This window comes from Nitrosospira multiformis, assembly GCF_003050865.1.
Classification (GTDB): domain Bacteria; phylum Pseudomonadota; class Gammaproteobacteria; order Burkholderiales; family Nitrosomonadaceae; genus Nitrosospira; species Nitrosospira multiformis_E.
Window position 1 is genome coordinate 22,768 of the sequence record NZ_QAOK01000008.1, and the last position, 21,484, is coordinate 44,251.

The following is a 21,484-nucleotide window of genomic DNA, read 5'->3' on the forward strand; positions in this document are numbered from 1 at the left end:
CGCAATATGACATGCGACAATTTGTCACATGCGGCAATATGCCACATTCCTAATCCCCACGATTTGCTTTACATTCCACCTCAGCAGCGATACAGGGTTTGCCGACATTCTCCTGACCGCGAGTGACAAGCCCTTCCCGGTTTTTCCCGGTACAAGGCTTCACTTCGGGCTTTATTTCGATATGCATTCCGACTTCTAGCAAATGCTCCTGTCATTTTCAGCATTGATGATTGCTTTGGCCCTGTTGCTTAAGCCTGCTTGCAGCAATTCACAGGAATTCGATGAAAACAAGAAAAATGATAAGAAGAAAAAACACGGTATCCGCACTATCTGCGGTCTTGACAATAATCTGCCCCGGTTTTGCCATGGCACATGAAACTGAACTCACTCCGATTGTGGTAACCGCCAATCCGATTATAGATCGTGTTCGTATCGATGGTTTTTCCAGCACATCGGCAGTCGTCACCGAAAGCCAGTTGCACGATCAGAATGCATTCGATCTAGCTACCGCGTTGCGGCGCACGCCTGGCGTCCAGATATCGCGCTACAACCCTGTGGGCGCCTTTGGCGGGGATCAGGGCGGCGCGGTTTATATCCGCGGGATGGGCGTCAGCCGGCCCGGCAGCGAAATCAAAACCTACATCAATGGCGTTCCATTTTACATGGGGGTCTGGAACCATCCCTTGCTTGATCTTCTGCCGGTCAACGGCATGCAGTCGATCGCAGTATATAAAAGCCCGCAACCACAAATCAACGGGAACAACTTTGCCTCCATCAATCTGGAAACCAGGCGCGCCATTGAAGACGGCCTGCATGCCAGCGGCAGAATATCCGGAGGCTACTTCAGCACCTTCATAGAGCAGGCGGATCTGGTGGGCCGCTATGGAAACGTGGATTTCATGCTGGCGCAAGGCCATGCCCAATCGAATGGACATCGGCCTAATGCGAACGGCGAGCTGAACAATGTAATGGGACGCATCGGGATGCGCCTGAACGCCAATTGGTCAATGGACACGAGCTTCCTCTTTGTGGACAATCAGGCACGCGATCCCGGGGACAACCGTCACCCGCTTCCCGCTGTAGCGCCTCGGTACAACACCCAGGCAGGAATGGTGACTGCCTTCGTATCGCATCGGCATGATGCGTGGCGTGGCGACCTGCGTTTTTATTACAACAAGGGGGAAGGCAACTGGCTTCATCAGGCAGGACTGGATGGCGATACCATCACCAATTTTGAAATGATCGGCATGCGCTGGAAAGAAGAATTCTCCCTATGGAAGGGAGGCGCGATCGTTGCCGGTCTCGACAGCGACTGGGTTTCGGGCGACGTACGATTCAACCGGCTGCCGCCAGCTCCCCGAGACAGTTTCGATACGCCGACTTTTCGTGTTACATCGCCCTATGTGGCATTAAGCCAGAAGATCGATCTCAATGAAAACTGGTCGCTGGTACCGTCAGTCGGGATACGTGTTTACGATCACAGCATGTTCCACACGAGAACCTCGCCCCACGCGGGCCCCTCCCTGATTCCACCATTGGGGCAGACATGGAAACAGCTGTCCGCAGAAGAACTCAACCATGCGGAGATCGGAGTGAAACTGACTCCTGTCGACGCGACGCAAATCGATATCAGCCTCTTTATCGATCAGGTAAAGAACCGGTTCATCTTCGGCTTTCCGCCGAATGTTCCACCACCGCCTCAATTCCTGAATCTCGGTACCTATTCGATCCGCGGTGCCGAGATTGCGATCAGACAGAATATCGTACGTCACTGGACGGTATTCGGCGGGCTGACCTTGCTCGACCCCACCATCGACAGCCTGCCTTATGCCCCGGTGTTTCGCACAACGCCCGCGTCTGGCGGGAGCAGGGTGGCGAACTGCTGTATGGCGCTGAAATCGCACACCCGGATGTTCCCAGGGGAATCGACGCCCAGGAGCTTATGTTCATGATGCAGATGGGAAACATGGAAACGCTGGAGGTCCTCCGCGCCGCCACGTCGAAAGCGGGAGAGCACCTCGGCTTACCTCTTCTCGGCACCCTCCAACCCGGCGCGCCTGCCGACCTGGTCGCTGTCAGGGACGACCCCACCCATAACCTGAAAAACCTGGAATACCCGGATCTGGTTATTTCGGGTGGAGAAATTATTTTGAATAATTTTCCAGCCATTTCCCAGCCAAGGGCAGCAGCAGGTGACAGGTAACAGAACAGGTAACAGGGCCAGCTCCGCTCGATGCTCAGGAATTGTTGAATGAAGCCTCAAAGTGCAATGTAACTTGCACTGAATAGCGCGCTATAATCCCCACCCCGGGTATAAAAACGATTCCTCTTTAATCAGGAGCAAAAATGAAGAAGACAACTTTGATATTGACGTTTGCCGCACTGGCCGGCTTGATGGGCTGTTCGAAAACAGATCCTTACACTCCGCCCTCGGATGCCACGGGAGAAGATATATTCAGCACAAACTGCACAAAATGCCACAAACCCGAAGCCGGCGCGGCAATGATATTGAGCGAGAAGATGGCCAATAAGGATGCCATCATTCAGAAGGTCCAGAAGGGAAGCATGGGTATGACCGCTTTCCCCAATATTCAGGGCGAACCGGCCCAGCGTCTTGCAGAATACGTTCTGGCGAACAGCAAGACGAAATAGCGGCCGCGCCAGGGTTCTGACGGGAAATGACGTCAGGATATGAGGCCGCAGCCGCCACAGCCGCCTATCGCCTGCATCCGGCTGGATGGGGGAAAATGACGGCGGAATCCATCCGGGAAAAGCTTTTGAACTCCTGGAAACGCCTTGCATATCCCCTCCTGTTGGCATAATCCGCACCCGATAGTCGTTCCGCACGCTATCAGTGGCGGTTTCGCCGTAGCGAATCCGCTTGCATGACTCCTCGGGCGCCTTATCGTCTGGCCCGTCTTGCCTGCGCCCTTGTTATCCTGGCGTTGCTGTCCGTTGGCATTCTCTGGCTGGTATTGCGTGGAAGTCTGCCGCAATACGAAGGAACAGTGCAAACGGACGCCCTGTCTGCACCTGTGGCTGTCGAACGCGATACCCTCGGTACCACCACGTTGCATGCGCAAAACAGGCATGACCTGGTTTGGGCACTGGGTTATGTTCACGCGCAGGAACGCTTCTTTGAAATGGACCTGCTGCGTCGGCAGCCTGCAGGCGAACTGGCTGAGTTGTTCGGATCACGCGTCCTGCCCGCCGATCGGGAAGCACGCAAGCATCGGATGCGGGCACGCGCGTCCTCGATGCTGAAAGAGTTGCCGGTTGAACAGCGCGAACTGCTCGACGCGTATCGAGATGGGGTAAATGAAGGTCTTGATGCGCTGACGACAAACTCCTTCCCCTATCTTCTGCTGGGTTTGCAGCCTCTGGCATGGCGCAGCGAAGACAGCCTGCTGGTCATCGGGGCGATGTATTTCACGTTGAAAGAGGCAAGTGACGTGCGTGAGCTTGCCTTCTCTACCCTGCGGGATGCGCTTCCCCCGGCTGCCTTCCGGTTTCTTAGCGCCAAGGGTGGCAAATGGGATGCCCCGTTGCTGGGCCCTTCCCTTGCCTGGCCGGATATCCCGTCTGCAAACGAACTCGATCTCCGCAAGCTCGATCCCGGCCTTATGCCTCCCGTGGATACGCATAGCCCCGACGAATACATCGACGATGTGCTTGGAAGCAACAGCTTCGCCGTGACTGGCTCGCTGGCCGGGGGGGCGGCGCTGGTTGCCAATGACATGCACCTGGAACTGCGCGTCCCCAATATCTGGTTTCGCACACGCTTCATCTATCCCCACCCGCAACGACCGGGGGAAACAAGCGACATCACAGGCGCCAGCCTGCCGGGTACACCGGCAATCACGGTCGGTTCCAACCGGCACATTGCATGGGGTTTTACAAACAGCTATGGCGACCTGATTGACTGGGTGCGGATAACGCGCGATCCGGATGATCCCCTGCGCTACCGGACTGCGGATGGATGGAAACGCATCGAGGTGCATCGCGAAGTGCTGCGTGTACGCGGATCGGCAGATGAAACACTGGAGGTCCAGGAAACAGAATGGGGACCCATTGCGGCAACCGATCATGACGGAATACCTCTCGCATTTGCCTGGACTGCGCACCAACCCGGTTCCATGGATATCAAGCTTACCGATCTGGAACAGGCGGAAAGCGTGGATCAGGCGATCGTCATAGTACGGAACGCCGGTATCCCCGCGCAGAACTTTATCGTCGGTGACCGGACAGGCAGAACCGCATGGACCATTGCCGGAAGGCTTCCAGCACGGGACAAGGGGTATGATCCGCGGCTCCCGGCAGACTGGGGCGCACCGGGTACCGGCTGGAACGGATGGCTGGATCCCGCGCTCTATCCAACCATCATCGATCCCACCGACCAGCGTCTTTGGACCGCGAACGCGCGCACCGTGGACGGCCTGATGCTGGAGAGGCTCGGGGATGGCGGCTTTGATCTCGGCGCACGGGCAAAGCAGATCCGCGATACCCTTTATCAGCACGATCATTTCACGCCCGCCACCATGCTGGCCATTCAACTGGACGATCGGGCACTGTTCCTCGCACGATGGCGACAGCTTCTCGAACAGACCCTGGAAAGAACCGAAGCGGCACCCTGGCGCACCGAAATGCAACAAGCGCTCAAGGATTGGGATGAACGTGCATCCACAAAATCCGTGGCCTACCGAGTGGTGCGCGCCTTTCGCCAGGAAGTTGTAAGCGGCGTGCTTCGCGGCTTCGAAGCAGCCGTGCGGGAGAAATATCCGGAATTCGTGCTGCCACCGTTGAACCAGGAGGAACATGCGGTATGGAAATTAATAGAAGAACGTCCCCTGCACCTTTTACTTCCTGTCCATTCTGACTGGGACGATCTCCTCGGCAAGTGCGCGCACCGGGTTGCAGAACGTTTCCGGCGCCAGCCTGGCGGTATCGCGGCGAGAACCTGGGGTGAACGCAACACAGCGAATATCCGGCACCCTTTCAGCCAGGCTTTACCATTATTTATCGGAAAGTGGCTGGATATGCCCAAGGATGAACTTGCCGGAGACAGCAAAATGCCACGCGTGCAGGGTCCGGCGTTCGGTGCGTCGAACCGTCTCGCCGTTGCCCCGGGCGATGAGGAGAATGGATATTTCGAGATGCCCGGCGGCCAGAGCGGACATCCCCTGTCACCTTATTATGGCAGCGGGCACGAAGGCTGGGTGACAGGCAGACGCACTCCCTTCCTTCCCGGACCGCCCGAGCAGACATTGCATCTGCTACCCGCCCACAAAAATCCCTCCTGACCCCTCTGGCCTGGAATCGAATCCAGGATCGTCAGGCGTCAGGCTCATTGCTTGTGGGAAGCGTCCAGTTTCCTGTCGACACCGCCAGGGCGACTCAACCCCGGCTCTATGGCCTGAACGCCTTCCTCATATTGAGTATAAATGTAAATAGGCAGGTCCAGATCCCCGAGATGGCGCTCGATCAAGGGCTCCACCACCTTCCAATCCAGGCCACCGGCGCCGGTAGCAAGGCGCGGCAGCGCAATATGGGTAAACCTCTTGCTCTCCAGCAGACTGCGAAGTTCGCGCAACGACAGTTCTAAAACTTCCTTTCTGGCCGGGGGCGGCTTGCCCCCGGTGCCGGGCGGCGCTTCATTCGTCAGCAGGCTGATCACCCGCTTGCTCATTGCGCCCGACCAAACCCATACATCGCCGGCTTTGGGGTGCATGGCATGGCAGAAGTGGTGGAAATCCTTGGCCAGGGCGGGCCACTGCTGGCGCAAACTCAAAGCCAGTCCTTGGCTGAAATGATCATGAGGGGCAACGGCATGAGCAATGACCTGAGCATGGCTCAACAGGATATCCCCCCTTACTTCGTGAATCATGCGCCTCCCTCCGCGATGGATGACGATGAATAAGACAAAATAAGACAACCCATGATTCAGTATAGCAAGTTGTCTCTTTTTAGCCTCCCCATGATTTCCGCCGGACTTCTAACGATTTCTACCTCTACCTGATTTCCATCCCCAACAGATTTTGACCAAATCCGTTTTCGAGAATGGAAAACACGGCGATAAATTCAAATTCACCTTCAAATCTCAAGCCGGGTTGACAGCGAACTTTGCCTTTTCTATACATAAATTGGCCTTCGCATTATTTCCGCTATTGACTCCCACTCTAATCGATCCTGAGGATCTGACATGATCAAACCCTTTTCTGCCCTGCTCACTTTGGCCTTCGCCACTAGCCTTGGAGCGCCAGCGGCTTTTGCACAACTGCAAACCCGAATCGTTGCAAGCGGCCTTGATCACCCTTTGTTCGCAACATCGCCCGCAGGAGACTCACGCCTGTTCATTGTCGAACAGGGCGGGTTGATCAAAATCCTCCAGAATGGGACTGTGCAGCCAACACCATTTCTTGATCTGTCAGGCGCAGTCAATACCGAGGGCGAACGCGGCCTGCTGGGCATGGCATTCGATCCAAACTTTGCCAGCAACCGTCGATTTTATGTCGATTACATAGACAAGACTTCGCTCAACACCGTAGTCGCCACGTACCAGGTAAGCGCGACGCAGCCAAACGTTGCCGACGTCGCAAGCCGGCAAACAGTGCTCACTGTGCAGCAACCTGAATTCAACAATCACAAGGCGGGCTGGCTGGGCTTCAGGCCGGGTGAATCAAGGAATCTTTACATAGCCACAGGAGACGGCGGCTTCCATGATGATCCCGGGAATCGCGCACAAAACCTGTCCAGCAATCTCGGCAAAATTTTGCGGGTCGATGTTTCATCTGACCACCTGCCCAATGATCCCACGCAGTATGGTTATGCAATACCGGATGGAAATGTCACCGGCGGTAATCCGGAAATATACGCGTATGGATTGCGCAATCCGTTTCGCGACAGCTTCGACCGGGAAAACGGCACTTTCTACATCGGTGATGTCGGGCAGAACGCCCGCGAGGAGATCGATATAGGCGCTGCCGGAGCGAATTATGGATGGCGCAGATTCGAGGGCACGCTAGTGAATTTTCCCAACGATCCCCAGATTCCCAACCACACGCCACCTATCTTTGAATATAACCATACCGCAGACGGCGCCTCAGTCATTGGCGGCTATGTCTACCGCGGCTCAGAAATCCCCGGCCTGGCAGGCACCTATTTCTTTGCTGACTTCGTGAACGACAAAGTAATGTCCTTCCGCTTCACCGGCTCGGGCATTACAGACCTTACCGATCGCACTGCCGAACTGTTGTCCCCAACCGGCATTTCGGGGAGTATCTCTTCATTCGGTGAGGACGCTTCCGGCAACCTTTATCTGGTAAGCCTCAATGGGCAGGTCGGGCAAATCGCTCTTATACCCGAACCTGCAAGCTACGCAATGATGCTGGGTGGGATGGGTTTGATTGGAGTGTGGGTCAGGCGAAGGGGAAAAGCTAGGGGACGATTCGCAGACGCCTAGCCGAGGAATTTTCAATGCAGCCGCAAAAGCGCTAAAACAAACTAAATTATGTCTTAACGCTGCTACCATTTGCAAACGAAGTGTGCAAGATCGCTCTTGCTAGAACCGGGGACAAGATCAAACCAAGGCGCAACTCCACGTTTAGTATTTTCCCGCCCCGAATAAAGGAAAGTCGAGTCACATTATCTTGCCCTTCTCCACTAGAGCAGGTAATGTTCAGCCCTTTCTATTGCCGTTCTGGGACTTCCATCCTTGACTGCCCCCTCCACCAGACACGAGCTGCTTCACGACATCCTCAAGCAGGTTTCCCGTTCGTTTTATCTCACGCTCAATGTGCTGCCGGTCGGAGTGCGTGACCAGATGGGCCTGGCGTATCTGTTTGCGCGTGCTGCCGATACCATTGCTGATACTGATCTGATCGACCGGGCAGAGCGGCTCAAGTACCTTAACCAGTTCCGTGAGCAATTCACGACGGCCGGGGTTGATCGGGAAGCGGTTCAGGGGATTCAGGCCGCGCTGGTCCCCCATCAGAAAGATTCGGGAGAAAGCATTCTTCTGCAGCGGCTGGAGGATTGTTTCAGGCTGTACGAGGAGTGTTCGCCCGATGACCGGAAGCGCATTCAGTGGGTCATAAAGGTGCTGACTGAAGGGATGGAGATGGACTTGAACCGCTTTCCCGGCCAGTCAAGTGACCATCTAGCGGCGCTATCCACTCTGGACGACCTGGATCAGTACACCTACCATGTCGCAGGTTGTGTCGGGGATTTCTGGACCAGGATGATTTGTGCTCACCGGCCGACCATGGGGCGATGGGATGTGGAGGAGATGGCAGCCATCGGGGTAAGGTTCGGGAAAGGGCTGCAACTTACCAACATTCTGAAGGATATCGGCCGGGACCTGCACAATGGTCGTTGTTATATTCCCGAATCGCTTCTCGATGAGGTGGGCCTGAAACCAGCAGACTTGTTGAATGACAGCAGCCTTCCAAAATTCAAACCGGTTCTCGATCGGCTCATCAGGATGGCAATCGAGCACCTGGATCAAGGCTGGGTTTATACCATGGCGATTCCCGTCTCGGAGATTCGTCAACGGCTGGCCTGCATCTGGCCGATACTGCTGGCTGGCGAAACCCTGCGGCGTGTGGCAGCCGCACCCGATCTGCTCGATCCCGCTGTCAATGTCAAGGCGCCTCGAAGCGAGGTATACCTGATAATGACGTTGACAACCCTGACCTGCGCCAACGGCTTTGTTGCAACCAGTTACTGGAACCGAGTCCGGGAGCAGGTTGTCTCAGCCGTAGAGCAATAACTGCAGAGCCGGCTGGCATAATATGAAATATTAACTATCGCTGCCGCGCTTCATCCTTGAAGTCAAAAAAATCGAAAACGTTTTTGTGCCAGATACTCCCCACAATCTTTCTTTCCTTCCCCAGCAATGAACCAGTCTCCTGAAAAAAGCGCGATGGCTGTAACCGCGCGACCAGCCATGGGTTTCTTTGCCACTGTCGGCGGCTGGCTGGACGAGAATATTTTCGCGCTGGGCCGCGAAATGCGTCTATCCTACCTGCCTCCGCTCATGGTTTACATGGCGGCGGGTATTTCCGGGCTGACGGCAATCGTCGGCACGTTTTACGTCAAGGAGCGGTTGGGGCTTTCAGCCGAATTTCTTGCGGCGCTCGGGTTCTGGATGATGCTGCCATGGGCGTTGAAGATGCCACTCGGGCACCTCGTCGACCTCGTGTGGCGGTGGAAGAGCCTGCTGGTATATCTGGGCGCCGGCTTGATCACGTTGAGCCTGCTCATCATGATCGGGTTGCTCGGATATCTGGAGGAGATGCGCGCCATCGCTACCGTGGAGGCGTGGTATGTTACCGCGGCATTGCTCGCGCCCATTGGTTACGTCCTTCAGGATGTGGTGGCGGATGCAATGACGGTTGAAGCCGTGCCGCGAATCGACAAGGACGGAAACCCGTTAACGCTCGAAAGCCGCAAATCCATGCATGTCACGATGCAGACGCTGGGCCGGGTCGCGATCATCAGCGGGGGAATTCTGGTTTCGGTGGTGAACGTTTATGTCTTGCAAGGCGTGGGCGAGTTACCCGAAGCAGGCAAGGCTGCGGCGTACCTGTTCGTCTATGAGCTTGCCTTGATCATCCCGCTGGTTTCCGTTACCGGTGTCCTGTTCGCCTCATGGCTGCATCGGCGGGATATTGCGCGCCTTGTAGCGCAAGGTCATAGCCGGGTGGAATCGGAAGCGCTGCTTGGGGTTAACCCCGATCCTCCTCCGGTGAACTGGTGGATACTCGGCGGCGGCTTGGCTTTCACGGCAGTCTCCCTGAGCGTCGGCCTGAGCCAGATACCAGGGGGAGAGGAAATCATCTTCCTGGTTTCCATGGTCATCGTATTATTCCTGATGTGGCGGCTGACGGGCGAACTGGAACCCGAGGCGCGCAATGTGCTGGTGGGCACGGCAATCCTGATATTCGTGTTCCGTGCCATACCTGGGCCAGGGGCTGGTTCAACCTGGTGGATGATCGACCAGCTCGGCTTTGATCAGCAGTTTCTGGCGACATTATCCCTGATCGGTGCAACCTTGACCCTGGCGGGAATGTTCATCTTTCGGCGATTCATGGCTGAACGCTCGATTGCCTACATTATCGGCTGGCTCACGATTGTCGGCACCTTCTTGTCCCTGCCTACGATCGGCATGTATTACGGCTTGCATGAATGGACGGCCTCTGTGACCAACGGCGTAGTGGATGCGCGCTTTATCGCGGTGATCGATACGGCGCTGGAATCACCCTTGGGGCAGATCGCAATGATCCCGATGCTGGCGTGGATTGCCAACTCCGCCCCGGAGACGCTCAAAGCTACCTTCTTTGCGGTGATGGCCTCGTTCACCAACCTTGCCCTGTCCGCATCGCAGCTTGGAACAAAATACATGAACCAGATTTTCATGGTAACGCGCGAAGTAACGGACCCGGATACCGGGAAGATTACAGTTCCGGCGGATTACAGCGAACTGGGTCCGCTGCTGGTTTCAGTGACCGTAATTGGCCTCGTATTGCCGCTACTGGCTATCTTCCTGCTCAGGCATTCGCGCTTCCGCAATGCGTGAGGTGCTGGAGTGAAAAGGCTGTGGATGCCATAAAGGAGAAGGAGAGACAAAGGAGAGGCAATGGTACTCTCCAGGTAAACCTGCTCTGCCCGGCCAGCATTTAGGTCGTCGGGCAAAGCCCACCCGACTGGTTATCCAGCAGCCATTTTTCAAAGCGTGTTTGCTTTCCTCGGAAGCATTATCTATGGAGTGGAGAAAAAAATGAGTCCTATGCGACAAGAAGGCCGGGTAAACTGGCTTGCCCTTATGCTGATCGTCTTTGCCGCATCAATGGCTTACTGGCTCTGGCGCGCCCATGTCCAAGTTTCTTACGAAATCGACCTCGCCTGCCGCCTTCCGGATGCCAGCGCCTGCTCCACGGCCAAGGCGCGCTATATGAATAGCTTCTATGCAGCCTGGTTTTCGCAGATGTTCCCGTGGATTCTCCCGTTTGTTCCGGCCTTTATTTATGTTTTCTTTTTCCGCTGGCTGCGCAGGAACAAACAGGTCTCTGGCGATTAAAAGCTCCTTATTTTTTATTCCGCTGTTCTTTCGCGATGCAAGGTGAAGGAACAGGGAAGCGGGAGGCAACGAAGGATTCAGGACGAACGGGAAAACCTATTCCGCCCGAAGCGCTTCAATCGGATTCAACCGTGCCGCTCGCATGGCGGGAATAACGCCGGCGGCGAGGCCGATCAGCACAGAAATTCCGAGTGCGCTAGCAGTGTAATTCCATGGAATCTGCACGGGCAGGCCGATTGACAGGGATTTCAGCAGCCATGCTATTCCCACGCCTGTAGCCAGGCCACCCAAACCGCCCAATGTGGCAAGCACCGTGGATTCCGTCAGAAACAGAATGCGGACGCGGGCACGGGTCGCCCCCAGGGCGGTGAGCAAGCCGATTTCGGCAACACGTTCAGTCACGGCAATATGCATGAGCGTGACCATGCCGACAGCACCCACCAGCAGGGAAATACTGCCCAGCGCGGCAACCGCGAAAATCAATACGTCCAGAACGGTATTCAACGTATTCAGCATTTGCTGTTGGGGCGTGATGGTGAAATCTTCCCGCCCATGCCTTGAAACGAGAATGCGGCGTATATCGTCCACCACGGCTTCCAGGGGCGCGCTTGGCCGATAGGCAATGTTGATTTCCATTACACCTTCGCGATTGAAAATTTCCAGCGCACGGGTAGTGGGAAGGAAGACCGTATCGTCCAGATCGAATCCCAGCACCTGCCCCTTCGATTCCATGACGCCTATCACACGGAAGCGCGACAGGCCGACTTGCAGCGTAGCCCCCAGAGGATTCGCACTGCCGAACAATTCCGTGCGTACTTTGGAACCCAGCACCGCATAGGCACGAGGATTGCGAGGATCATCCTCCGGCAGAAACCGCCCGCTTGCGACATTCATGTTGAATGTATGCGCGAAATCCGGGCTTTCACCATAGACCGTGACCCGCCGGCTCCGTCCGCTCGCCCGTATTTCCGCATTGCCCATCACGCCTGCGTTGACGTGCTGAACATAGCGGGAATCCCTCAACGCCAGCGCATCCTCGATCGTGAGGAGCCGCGCACTTCCGATCGCGCCCAGCGATCTGCCGTGAGTCCTGATTTTTCCCGGTGTGACCGTAATGATATTGGTGCCGAACTGGGTGAACTCCGAAATCACGAACTGGTGAATTCCTTCCCCAATGGAAGTCAGGAGGATAACCGCGGCAATCCCGATGCCGATTCCGGTTGCGGACAACAAGGTGCGCAGGCGATGTGCGGTGAGCGAGCGCAGGGCGAAACGCAGCGTATCGATAACACTCATGCCGCCCCTTTCATACCCCTTTTATACCCATTCTCTGTTTGCCCCCCATTTCCGCTTATTTTCCACTCAGTGCGCGCACGGGGTCGAGCCTGGCGGCACGGGCTGCCGGTATAAGACTGGCCAGCAGGCCTGTTACAAAAGCCACTCCCACCCCGGCAATATTAGCCCATACGGGTGGCCACGCAGGAAGCTGCGGATAAGCCAGCCGGATCAGCAGGCTTCCAAGTTGTCCCAATGCGAACCCCGCTATCCCGCCCCCCAGTGACAGCCACAATGCCTCGGCAAGAAACAAACGATGGATTTCGGCGGAAGGCGCCCCAAGGGCTTTCAACAAGCCGATTTCGGAGGTGCGCTGACTGACCGACACCAGCATGACATTCATTACCAATATGCCGGCTACCGCCAGGCTGATGGCGGCAATGCCAGCTACACCGAGTGTCAGCGCGCGCAGAATGCGATCAAAAGTGGCAAGTACTGCATCGTGTGTAATTACCGTGACATCCTCTTCCCCATCGTGTCGCTGCTTTAAAATGTCGCGAATTGCTTCTTTGGCGGGCAAAAGGTCGCTGCGGCTTCTGGTTTCGACCAGAATACGAAAAAGGGACGATGTGTTGAACAGGGCCTGGGCATAATCGATAGGAATGATGACGATTTCATCGGTATTGAAGCCCATCGTTTCGCCTTGCGGTGCAAGCACGCCGGAAACGAGGAAGCGCCTGTCACCCAGCCTTACCCGCTGACCGATAGCACTGCTTTGGGGGAAGAACTCCTGCGCGAGCTGTGCACCCAGAACGATTTGCGCGCTGCGCTCACTTCCTTTTTCCCGCGCAAGAAAACTGCCTTGCGCGAGATTCATGTGCCTTATCGGCAGTATATCCGCTGTGCTTCCCAGCACCGTCACTTCACGCAGGCGCCCGGCGGAGGCAAGTTCGGCAACACCGACGTTGAGCGGCGCATACCGCCTGATCTGCGGCAGGTGGACAAGCGATCGCGCATCTTCCAGCGTCAGGTCGCGTGGGGTCTGTCCCAACGCTGCACCGGGGAAGCTGCCGGAAGTTTCGGCTCGACCGGGCAAGACGATGATGAGATTGGTTCCGACGGATGAAAACTGGCGAACCACGTAGCCACGGGCGCCATCCCCCAGGGCGGTCAGTACCACCACTGCCGCCACCCCCAATGACATTGCCAGAATGATGAGCAACGAACGGGTGCGGTAGCTGGCAACGGTTCTGATGGAGAGACTCAACGTATCGCGAAGCTTCACGTCAAATCTTCATTCCTGCCACACTTCGCGCCATTTCCACGGCGGCTTTGAATAGGGATCAGCCCACAATCCGCGCTTTGCAGCCTTCGCATCGGCCTGAAGGGGCTGGAGGTCATTGTCTTTTACATCGTGATCGTAAACCCAGGCCATGCCGCGCCGTACCTGCTCTGCCCCGGCATCGACATCACGACAGAGGACTTGGGCAAACATGCGGCCATACTGGTCTTTTCCTTTCGGAATAACCGTAACCTGCTGCCAGAAACAGAGATCGGAGAGAGATTCCCTGGAAAGCTTGCCAAAAGGCTGATTCGCTTCAGGCGCATCGATGCCCGCAAGGCGTGCCCTTACCCATTCCTTGTTTATTACAAGGGTAAGGGTGTCTCCATCCGCAACATGAATTACCTGACCGGTGAGGTCAGCATAAGCCAGGCAAGGAAGAAAACTGAAAACCCCGATTGCCAGAGCAGCCAGAATATGCGGCATTGCAGGCCCTCGATCCATCTCCCCGAAAGAACCGAACCTGTGAATGCGCAACTGACAGCGCAACTGACAAGACAGGGAGCCGTGATAGTACAAAATGTGCCAAGTTCATTATAAACAGTTTTATGGTTACCATAGGATTTATTGCAAACCCATGAGATCCTAAAAATGGGAAGTCGATGCAGATCATGCAAAGTTGTTCCCACCTGGAAATTTATCCTGCCTCTCGTCGGATACAATTTCTCCATCACGCATCGCGATATGGCGCTGTGCTCTCGCCCCCAATTCGCGATCATGCGTCACCACGATCAATGTTGTTCCCGCCCTGTGCAAACCTTCGAGCAGCACCATGACTTCCGCACCAATACGGTGATCGAGATTACCCGTTGGCTCATCCGCCAGCAAGGCAGTAGGCCGCAGGATGGTAGCACGCGCAATGGCGACGCGCTGGCGCTGGCCGCCGGACAGCTCGGGAGGCCGGTGCGCCGCCCGATCCTGCAGATTGAACCCCCGCAACGCCTCATCCACACGCGACTTTCGTTCCGCCGGCGCAATTCCCTCCAGCATCAGCGGCAGCTCGATGTTTTCCGCGGCAGTCAATCGCGGCACAAGATGAAACGACTGGAACACGAAGCCGATTTTTTCCCTGCGAACACGCGCCTTCTCGATCTCCGACAGATCGGTTACATCCTTTCCGTCGAGTTCATAGCGTCCGCCGTCTGGCTGGTCGAGCAAGCCAATGACGTTGAGCAGAGTCGATTTGCCCGACCCCGAGGGACCCATGATTGAAACATACTCTCCGGTACCGATTTCAAGATCGACTCCATCGAGCGCTCGCACCTCCTGGTCTCCCATATGGAAAACGCGTGAAATGTCAGTAAGACGAATCATTCTATTCTGGCGAAGTGAATCAATGGGTCACCCCATTGATTCACTGCTCGGCAACCTTCTCCCGGACTTGCATGCCGGCTTTGATTTCCTTTGCCTCTGATGATAGCAACACGCGATCGCCTTCCTTCAGGCCACCGGTGACTTCTGTAAATGCCCAGTTGGCAAGTCCTGTTTCCAGCTTATGTTCAACCAATCTTTTCTCCTCGTTCACCAGCAACACCTTGCCGCCCTGGCGGATCGCCTGGGTGGGCACGCCCAACACATTCTCATGTCGCTCGATCACCACTTCGACATCGGCGCTATATCCCACCAGCAACGGCCGTTCCGGTATCTCTTCGAAATCCACTTCGATATCCACTGTGCGCGCCTGCTTCTCTACCTCCGTGACATAGGGCGCCACCCGCCGCACCTTGCCGGGGAAGGTCTGCCCCGGCAAGGCATCAATCGTAATGCGGGCGAATTGCCCGATCCTCAGCTTGGGCGCATCGACCTCATCCATTGGAGCGGTAACATAGAGGCAGCTATCGTCGATCAGATCAATAGCCGGCGGAGTAGGAATCCCCGGGGGTGATGGGGTGGTATATTCACCCAGCTCCCCGGTGACAAGCGCCACGACACCATCAAATGGAGCAACCAGAACCGTGCGCTCCAGCCCCGCCTCTGTTACTTCGACCTGTGCCCGCGCCCGCTTCACATCGGCAGTAGTCGCATCGCAGCTTGCCTGGCGAGCGCGTGCATCGGCATCGGCATTCTCCCGGTTCTGTGCGCTGACGAAGCCTCTCTCGGCGAGCTGACGCGCGCGCTCGGCCTCACGGCTGGCATGGGCTGCGATGATGCAGGCTTCACGGCGGCGTTCTTCCGCGGTGGTGAGCTGGCGCCAGGCGAGATCGCGCTGAGCGGTCAGGTCCGTATTCCATAATTCCAGCAATACCTGTCCTTTTTTGACCCTGTCACCCTCCTTTACCAGTAACTTGACAATCTGTCCCCCTGCCGCTGGCGCAAGCTTGGCACGCCGGCACGCGGTCACTGTTCCGGCACGTGTATTCACCACGGTGGCTTCCACTGTACTCCGCTTGATGGTCGCAAGTTCAACCTCTATGGGCGCCGGACGCGTTGCAAACCATATTGCATAACCCGCTACCGTGAGAATTACAATGATGATGGCGAAGCGAGCCAGTGTTTTTTTTGTTGGCATGGCGAATGGATAAATCGGGTAAAAGCAAGTAGATACGCAAATAGATGCTTCAAGCAGCTAAGGACACTGCCCATACTGCTCCATGAAGAGAAAAGAAGGAATTATCGCCCATATTTGACCGGGCCACTTGCGCCACGAGCAATCCGTATGCGCACTTCTTTATTGAAGATTCAGGGCAGCCAGGGGGAGTTCCCCTTGCTGGCTCATGCCCGGGCTTTGCAATGCAGTATCGGAGCAGAGTCCGCTAGCCCGAACGCCAAGCAGCCGCAATTTCTTCTCCAGCTGCACCCGCCGCAGGCATTCCTGTGCTGCCTTGCGAATGGCAGCGGCATCCGCCGTGGGGACTGGGAGTGTGATGTCACGGGTTACGGTGCGAAAATCTTCATATCGCAATTTGATGCCAATGGTACGGGCGGTATAGCCCTTGCGCTGGAGATCCTCGGCGACACCCGCGCATAGACCGGTGAAAATTTCCGAAAGGACAGGACGATCGCGACGCGCATGCAGATCCCGCTCGAACGTCGTCTCGCGGCTGATCGATCTGGGCTCGGCATGAGGCACGACGGGACGCTCGTCGATGCCGCGGGAAGCCTCGTACAGCCAGGAACCGTTGCTGCGCCCGAACCGCGCCTGCAGGAAAGCGATGTCAGCCTGTGCCAGATCGCCGATGGTGAAAATACCTGAGGCTGCAAGTTTCTGGTTTGCTTTCGGACCGATGCCATTGATTTTACGTACGGGAAGAGGCCAGATTCTGGCTGGAACATCCGCCATGCTCAGGAGAGTGAGACCATCCGGCTTTTCGAGGTCTGAACAGATTTTCGCCAGAAGCTTGTTTGGCGCCACACCAATAGAACAGGACAACCCGGTGCTTTCCCGCACAGCCTGCTTGGTGCGCCGGGCAAGAGTCACGATGTCCTCAGCCGAGTCACTGAGATCGATGTAAATCTCATCGATACCGCGATCCTCTATATGAGGCGCAACCGAGGCAACGGCTGCTTTGAACAGATTCGAATAACGGCGGTAAGCGCTGAAGTCGGCGGGCAGCAGGATAGCCTCCGGAGCCAACTGTGCCGCTTTCATCAAGCCCATGCCGGAGGAAACGCCGAAAGCGCGAGCCTCATAAGTGGCGGTGGTTACCACACCCCGCCCCGCATAACCTTTCAGTTTTGAAAAACGCGGCTTACCGTTGAAAAGTTCTGGCTGCTGCTCCGCGCTTCCGCCGATGACCACTGGTAACCCCCGCAATTGCGGGTACCGCTTCAACTCGACAGAGGCGTAAAAAGCATCCATATCGAGATGGGCAACGCAGCGGCTCATCCCGCCTATCCGTTCGAAGCAAAGCGGCAAGACGGGAGCATTCGATCAGATCCTGCGCAAGGTCATGAGTGGTGGCGTTGAAAGCGCGGCGCGCGTACCGAGCAGCCCCGCCAGGGTCACGCCTGCGGCTCCCGCGCCTATGCCGATGAGCCAAATCCACGAATTGAAGGTATAAGTGAGATTCAACGCATATTCCGCAACGACATAACCGAGCGCGCTTGCTCCCGCCGCCGCGAAAAAGCCGGCAAGGCCTCCCAATATGGCAAATTCAGCCGCCCAGGCGCGCGCCAGCTGCTTGCGCCTTGCGCCCAGCGTGCGGAATATGGCCGCCTCCTGAATGCGTTCATCCTGGGTGGAAACGATAGCGGCATAGAGTACCGCCAGCCCTGCCAGCAGTGTAAACAGGAACACGAATTCGACCGCCTTGGTCACCTGTTCGATCATTTTTTGAACCTGAGTGAGGATGGCAGCCACATCCAGCACGAGCAGGTTGGGAAATTCCTTGACCAGCTGGTTCGTCAGTTCCACATGCATGGACGGAAGATAAAAACTCGTCACATAGCTTGCCGGATATTGCTCCAGCACGCCGGGCGGCGTCACAACGAAAAAGTTTACCCGGAATGAATCCCAGTTCACTTTCCGCAAACTTGTAACCTTGGCGGAAAACACGCTGCCCGCTATATCATAAGTCAGTGTGTCGCCCACGTGGATCCCGATGGTCTTGGCAATATCCTCTTCGAGCGAGATTTCCTCTTCTCCGCGATCCTCGGGTTTCCACCAGCGGCCTTTGACGATCTGGTTGTCGCTTTGCATCTCGCTTGCCCACGAGAGATTGAATTCCCGCTCCACCAGCCGCTTTGCGCGAATATCGGCATAATCCTCGGAAGCGATCGTCTTGCCGTTGATCTCGGTGAGACGCCCCCGCACCATGGGAAAAACTCTCGGCGGCTGTATCCCGTGCTCTTTGAAAAACACCGCCAACGGCTCCAGCTGGTCCTCCTGGATATTTACCAGAAAATGGTTGGGGGCATCGGGAGGCAGGCTGGTGCGCCAGTTTCTCAGCAGATCGTCCCGGATCAGCGTCAGCGCCAATAGCGCCATCAATCCCAATCCGAGGGCCACGGCCTGCAGCACGCTCGCGGCGGCGCGACGGCGGATGCTTGCCAGGCCATAGCGCCACGCGCCACCTGCCTGGTTGCGGATGTGGGCCAGCATTCTCATCAGCAGGAATCCGAGCACGCCAAAAACCGCTATTGCCACGATGAAACCACCAATGACGGAGGCGCCGAGCCGCATGTCGCCCGCTTTCCACAGGAACAGCAGCGCCAGCACGCCCAGTCCCAGTCCATAGCCGGCAAGTCCCTGCGGCGGCAGGCCGATATCCCGGCGCATGACACGCAGTGCCGATACGCTGCGCAGGCTGAGCAGCGGAGGTAGCGCGAAGCCAAGCAACAGCACCATTCCGGTCAGCACTCCATGCACGCCCGGCCATACCGTGGGCCATGGCAATTCGGCTTCGACCAATCCCGAAAGCCAATGGGTTAGAACCTGCTGAGCCACAAAACCGAGAAGACAGCCCAGGCTGCTGGCAACGAAACCCAGAATGAGAAAATGATACAGATAGAGGCGCAGCATGGCGCCCTGGCTTGCGCCGAGGCAGCGCATCACTGCACAGCCGTCCAGGTGGCGCTGAGTGAAGCGGCGTACCGCCAGGGCCGCAGCGGCGGCCGCCAGCACCACGCTCGCCAGCGCGGTCAGGCTCAGGAATTTTTCCGCCCGCTCCAGCGCCGACCTGATTTCGGGCCGAGCGTCACGGATGCCCTCGATTTTCTCCCCCAGCATCAGGCGTTGTTCGGCCCATTTGCGGAACTCCTCCACATTACCCGAATCGCCGGAAACAAGCAGGCGGTAGCCAATACGGCTCCCCTGCTGGATCAGCCCGGTTGCCGGCAGATCAACTTCGTTGATCAGTACGCGCGGCCTCAGGTTGAGAAAACCGATCGAATAATCCGGTTCCTGCGTGATCAGCGCATCCACAGCAAAGCGGGATGCGCCCACCTCGATCCTGTCTCCCCGTTTGAGAGACAAGCCGATCATGAGCTTCTCGTCCACCCAGACCGTGCCCGGGGAAGGAATCCTGTTGGCAATATGGGTCACACGCTCAGCAGGCGGTGCTCCGTTGCCGAAATCCTCGCTGATGCGCAATTCGCCACGCAGCGGATAGTCTTCCGCCACGGCCTTGATTTCCGTCAGCAGGCTTTCCTCCCCTTTCGCGGTCATGCTCGGGAACTTGACGGCAGAGGAAATCGACAGGTTCCGGCGTTTTGCCTCCTCGGCATAATGCGGCGCCAAAGGATGATCCGAAAAAATGATCAGATCCGCTCCCAGCAACTGGTTGCCCTGGCGCGAAAGCGCCACCTGCACCCGGTCGGCAAAAAAACCGACAGTGGTCATCCCACCCACTGCGACGACCAGCGCAAATACCAGCACGCGCAACTCGCCCGCGCGCCAGTCGCGTCCAAGCATGCGAAGAGATAGCTTTAGAATGTTCATTCAATTATTAAAATCGCTGTTTGTACTTCCTGTTTTTGAAACTCGTAATGCGGGCTGATCGACAGGGCGAAACACGTCGGTACCAGGACAGTGCTTCTTGCCCCATCTGCTTATTGCTTCCAGAATGGGCTTGAGGTCGTTGCCCTTCTCTGTAAGAACGTATTCGTAGCGAACGGGTTTCTGTTGATATACGCGCCGTGAGACAAGGCCTGCCGCTTCCAATCTTTTCAGTCGATCGGAAAGGATGTTCGAAGCGATATTTTCCGGCGACGAGATAAAATCGGCATAACGGCGTTTACCAAGCACCAGGTCGCGAATGACCAGAAGCGTCCATTTGTCGCCAAAGATATTCAATCCATTGGTAATGGGACATGAGGAGCGATTGAATATTGCGTCATCACGCGCTTCCGCACTACCTGTCACAGCTTCCTCCTTCATCCACCCATAACTTATAACACTTGCGGGGGTTATAACATTTGCGGGTGAACTTTAATATAGTCACTTGCAATTCGCAACATAGTAGGCTAGGCTGCTGTCCCTTGCCACGCAAGCTGACGAGTGGAAAGCTGATTGACAAGATGGAGAACAGCGGTGTTGATACTGTACCAGTTTGAGCGTACCTGGGGTAATCCGAATTTAAGTCATTTCTGTTGCAAAACAGAAACGTATTTGCGTATGGCAGGGATTGAATATGCAATCAGGACAACGCTTCCACTGTTTGCGCCAAAAGGTAAATTGCCTTATATAAAAGATGGAAACATCAAATTAGCGGATTCCCGCTTTATCATCCGGCATCTCAAAGACAATTATAAAGACCTCGACGAAGGGTTGAATTCCGCAGAAGCCGCGCTATCCCTGGCAATGCAACGCTTGATCGAAGAGCATCTTTTCTGGGCGACCATGTATACCCGCTGGCAGTATACGGATGCGAACTGGCAGGTCAACAAGAAAGCCATTTTTGACGTCTTGCCCCCAGCAATCCGGGATGTCGCAGCAGTTATCTACCGCTACAGGATTCGGCGTCAAATTCATGGGCACGGCATGGGGCGGCATAAACCCGAAGAGATTTTTGAACTCGGGATGCAGGATATAGACGCACTTTCCGCATGCCTGGGCGACAAGAAATATTTTCTGGGGGATAAGCCCACCACGCTGGATGCGAGCGCCTTCGGTTTCCTGATCAATACCTTTGGTTGTCCTATCGAATCCCCTCTGAAGGAATATGGCTTATTGAAGGAAAATCTCAGAAACTATATTGACCGCATCAAAACGCAATATTATTCAGACTTGCAGTAGGCACTAACTGGGAGAGGCCTTGGCGCTTGTAGTCAGTTGGAACTGTCAATTGCCTATTGTTGAACCGGATCAAAGCAGAATACTATGCAGGTTAGCTCAAAGTAGACGCCGCCTA

The 21,484-nt window shown here is 56.1% G+C and carries 20 protein-coding genes; 11 read left to right on the forward strand and 9 right to left on the reverse strand.

Translation table 11 applies throughout. The features are described 5' to 3' along the window. Positions 1-226 precede the first annotated feature (226 nt). The 6 genes from C8R21_RS16380 to C8R21_RS05915 all read left to right on the forward strand — a co-directional run bounded on the left by C8R21_RS16380 (position 227) and on the right by C8R21_RS05915 (position 5,300). Entirely contained in the window at positions 227-376 is a 150-nt protein-coding gene (locus C8R21_RS16380; protein ID WP_258192277.1) for a hypothetical protein, read from the forward strand. Continuing rightward, positions 366-1,952, forward strand: coding sequence for a TonB-dependent receptor (locus tag C8R21_RS16385; RefSeq protein WP_258192278.1), 1,587 nt, complete (start codon positions 366-368; stop codon positions 1,950-1,952). Before C8R21_RS16380 ends, C8R21_RS16385 begins: the two co-directional genes overlap by 11 nt. After that, complete coding sequence (locus C8R21_RS16390; RefSeq protein ID WP_258192279.1) at positions 1,949-2,203, forward strand: amidohydrolase family protein; 255 nt, start codon at positions 1,949-1,951, stop codon at positions 2,201-2,203. Before C8R21_RS16385 ends, C8R21_RS16390 begins: the two co-directional genes overlap by 4 nt. 143 nt (positions 2,204-2,346) lie before the next feature. Further along, a complete protein-coding gene (locus C8R21_RS05910) occupies positions 2,347-2,652 on the forward strand; it encodes a c-type cytochrome (protein WP_074973464.1) in 306 nt (101 codons plus the stop codon). Between the two features lie 26 nt (positions 2,653-2,678). Then, positions 2,679-2,822, forward strand: coding sequence for a hypothetical protein (locus tag C8R21_RS15850; RefSeq protein ID WP_181258863.1), 144 nt, complete (start codon positions 2,679-2,681; stop codon positions 2,820-2,822). A gap of 63 nt (positions 2,823-2,885) precedes the next feature. Then, the gene (locus tag C8R21_RS05915) at positions 2,886-5,300 is read left to right on the forward strand and encodes a penicillin acylase family protein (RefSeq protein ID WP_107761874.1); all 2,415 of its coding nucleotides are present in this window, start codon (positions 2,886-2,888) and stop codon (positions 5,298-5,300) included. 44 nt (positions 5,301-5,344) lie between these two features. On the opposite strand, the gene C8R21_RS05920 is transcribed toward C8R21_RS05915, so the two are convergent. After that, positions 5,345-5,884, reverse strand: coding sequence for a macro domain-containing protein (locus tag C8R21_RS05920; RefSeq protein WP_107761875.1), 540 nt, complete (start codon positions 5,882-5,884; stop codon positions 5,345-5,347). Between the two features lie 315 nt (positions 5,885-6,199). On the opposite strand from C8R21_RS05920, the gene C8R21_RS05925 reads away from it, so the two are divergent. The 4 genes from C8R21_RS05925 to C8R21_RS05940 all read left to right on the forward strand — a co-directional run bounded on the left by C8R21_RS05925 (position 6,200) and on the right by C8R21_RS05940 (position 11,077). Continuing rightward, the gene (locus C8R21_RS05925) at positions 6,200-7,459 is read left to right on the forward strand and encodes a PQQ-dependent sugar dehydrogenase (RefSeq protein ID WP_107761876.1); all 1,260 of its coding nucleotides are present in this window, start codon (positions 6,200-6,202) and stop codon (positions 7,457-7,459) included. Between the two features lie 252 nt (positions 7,460-7,711). Further along, the gene (locus C8R21_RS05930; RefSeq protein ID WP_258192280.1) at positions 7,712-8,767 is read left to right on the forward strand and encodes a phytoene/squalene synthase family protein; all 1,056 of its coding nucleotides are present in this window, start codon (positions 7,712-7,714) and stop codon (positions 8,765-8,767) included. A gap of 177 nt (positions 8,768-8,944) precedes the next feature. Continuing rightward, on the forward strand, positions 8,945-10,576 hold the full coding sequence (locus C8R21_RS05935; RefSeq protein ID WP_107761878.1) for a hypothetical protein: 1,632 nt from the start codon (positions 8,945-8,947) through the stop codon (positions 10,574-10,576). Positions 10,577-10,765: 189 nt separating this feature from the next. Continuing rightward, the gene (locus C8R21_RS05940) at positions 10,766-11,077 is read left to right on the forward strand and encodes a hypothetical protein (protein ID WP_258192281.1); all 312 of its coding nucleotides are present in this window, start codon (positions 10,766-10,768) and stop codon (positions 11,075-11,077) included. Positions 11,078-11,173: 96 nt separating this feature from the next. On the opposite strand, the gene C8R21_RS05945 is transcribed toward C8R21_RS05940, so the two are convergent. The 8 genes from C8R21_RS05945 to C8R21_RS05980 form a co-directional block, all read right to left on the reverse strand. Next, the gene (locus C8R21_RS05945; RefSeq protein ID WP_107761880.1) at positions 11,174-12,373 is read right to left on the reverse strand and encodes an ABC transporter permease; all 1,200 of its coding nucleotides are present in this window, start codon (positions 12,371-12,373) and stop codon (positions 11,174-11,176) included. A gap of 55 nt (positions 12,374-12,428) precedes the next feature. Further along, positions 12,429-13,637 carry an ABC transporter permease gene (locus tag C8R21_RS05950; RefSeq protein WP_107761881.1) on the reverse strand — a complete coding sequence of 403 codons (1,209 nt, stop codon included), beginning with the start codon at positions 13,635-13,637 and terminating at the stop codon, positions 12,429-12,431. A 9-nt stretch (positions 13,638-13,646) separates the two neighbouring features. Further along, positions 13,647-14,120 (reverse strand): thermonuclease family protein, encoded by a 474-nt coding sequence (locus C8R21_RS05955; RefSeq protein WP_107761882.1) that lies wholly within the window; start codon positions 14,118-14,120, stop codon positions 13,647-13,649. Between the two features lie 183 nt (positions 14,121-14,303). After that, complete coding sequence (locus C8R21_RS05960; RefSeq protein WP_107761883.1) at positions 14,304-15,008, reverse strand: ABC transporter ATP-binding protein; 705 nt, start codon at positions 15,006-15,008, stop codon at positions 14,304-14,306. Positions 15,009-15,048: 40 nt separating this feature from the next. Beyond that, positions 15,049-16,203, reverse strand: coding sequence for an efflux RND transporter periplasmic adaptor subunit (locus C8R21_RS05965; RefSeq protein WP_107761884.1), 1,155 nt, complete (start codon positions 16,201-16,203; stop codon positions 15,049-15,051). A gap of 159 nt (positions 16,204-16,362) precedes the next feature. Then, entirely contained in the window at positions 16,363-17,520 is a 1,158-nt protein-coding gene (dinB, locus tag C8R21_RS05970; RefSeq protein WP_181258864.1) for a DNA polymerase IV, read from the reverse strand. Positions 17,521-17,565: 45 nt separating this feature from the next. After that, positions 17,566-20,073: an ABC transporter permease gene (locus C8R21_RS05975; RefSeq protein WP_107761885.1), complete on the reverse strand. Its 2,508-nt coding sequence runs from the start codon at positions 20,071-20,073 to the stop codon at positions 17,566-17,568. After that, the gene (locus C8R21_RS05980) at positions 20,074-20,496 is read right to left on the reverse strand and encodes a winged helix-turn-helix transcriptional regulator (protein WP_107761946.1); all 423 of its coding nucleotides are present in this window, start codon (positions 20,494-20,496) and stop codon (positions 20,074-20,076) included. A gap of 168 nt (positions 20,497-20,664) precedes the next feature. On the opposite strand from C8R21_RS05980, the gene C8R21_RS05985 reads away from it, so the two are divergent. Next, positions 20,665-21,369, forward strand: a complete 705-nt coding sequence (locus C8R21_RS05985) for a glutathione S-transferase family protein (protein WP_107761886.1) — start codon at positions 20,665-20,667, stop codon at positions 21,367-21,369. Positions 21,370-21,484 lie beyond the last annotated feature (115 nt).

Excerpts from the sequence above, each read along its gene's own strand:
- C8R21_RS16380 (WP_258192277.1), top strand. The coding sequence starts at position 227 with ATGATTGCTTTGGCCCTGTTGCTTAAGCCTGCTTGCAGCAATTCACAG.
- C8R21_RS16385 (WP_258192278.1), top strand. The coding sequence starts at position 366 with ATGGCACATGAAACTGAACTCACTCCGATTGTGGTAACCGCCAATCCG.
- C8R21_RS16390 (WP_258192279.1), top strand. The coding sequence starts at position 1,949 with ATGATGCAGATGGGAAACATGGAAACGCTGGAGGTCCTCCGCGCCGCC.
- C8R21_RS05910 (WP_074973464.1), top strand. The coding sequence starts at position 2,347 with ATGAAGAAGACAACTTTGATATTGACGTTTGCCGCACTGGCCGGCTTG.
- C8R21_RS15850 (WP_181258863.1), top strand. The coding sequence starts at position 2,679 with ATGACGTCAGGATATGAGGCCGCAGCCGCCACAGCCGCCTATCGCCTG.
- C8R21_RS05915 (WP_107761874.1), top strand. The coding sequence starts at position 2,886 with ATGACTCCTCGGGCGCCTTATCGTCTGGCCCGTCTTGCCTGCGCCCTT.
- C8R21_RS05920 (WP_107761875.1), bottom strand. The coding sequence starts at position 5,884 with ATGATTCACGAAGTAAGGGGGGATATCCTGTTGAGCCATGCTCAGGTC.
- C8R21_RS05925 (WP_107761876.1), top strand. The coding sequence starts at position 6,200 with ATGATCAAACCCTTTTCTGCCCTGCTCACTTTGGCCTTCGCCACTAGC.
- C8R21_RS05935 (WP_107761878.1), top strand. The coding sequence starts at position 8,945 with ATGGGTTTCTTTGCCACTGTCGGCGGCTGGCTGGACGAGAATATTTTC.
- C8R21_RS05945 (WP_107761880.1), bottom strand. The coding sequence starts at position 12,373 with ATGAGTGTTATCGATACGCTGCGTTTCGCCCTGCGCTCGCTCACCGCA.
- C8R21_RS05955 (WP_107761882.1), bottom strand. The coding sequence starts at position 14,120 with ATGCCGCATATTCTGGCTGCTCTGGCAATCGGGGTTTTCAGTTTTCTT.
- C8R21_RS05960 (WP_107761883.1), bottom strand. The coding sequence starts at position 15,008 with ATGATTCGTCTTACTGACATTTCACGCGTTTTCCATATGGGAGACCAG.
- C8R21_RS05965 (WP_107761884.1), bottom strand. The coding sequence starts at position 16,203 with ATGCCAACAAAAAAAACACTGGCTCGCTTCGCCATCATCATTGTAATT.
- dinB (WP_181258864.1), bottom strand. The coding sequence starts at position 17,520 with ATGAGCCGCTGCGTTGCCCATCTCGATATGGATGCTTTTTACGCCTCT.
- C8R21_RS05975 (WP_107761885.1), bottom strand. The coding sequence starts at position 20,073 with ATGAACATTCTAAAGCTATCTCTTCGCATGCTTGGACGCGACTGGCGC.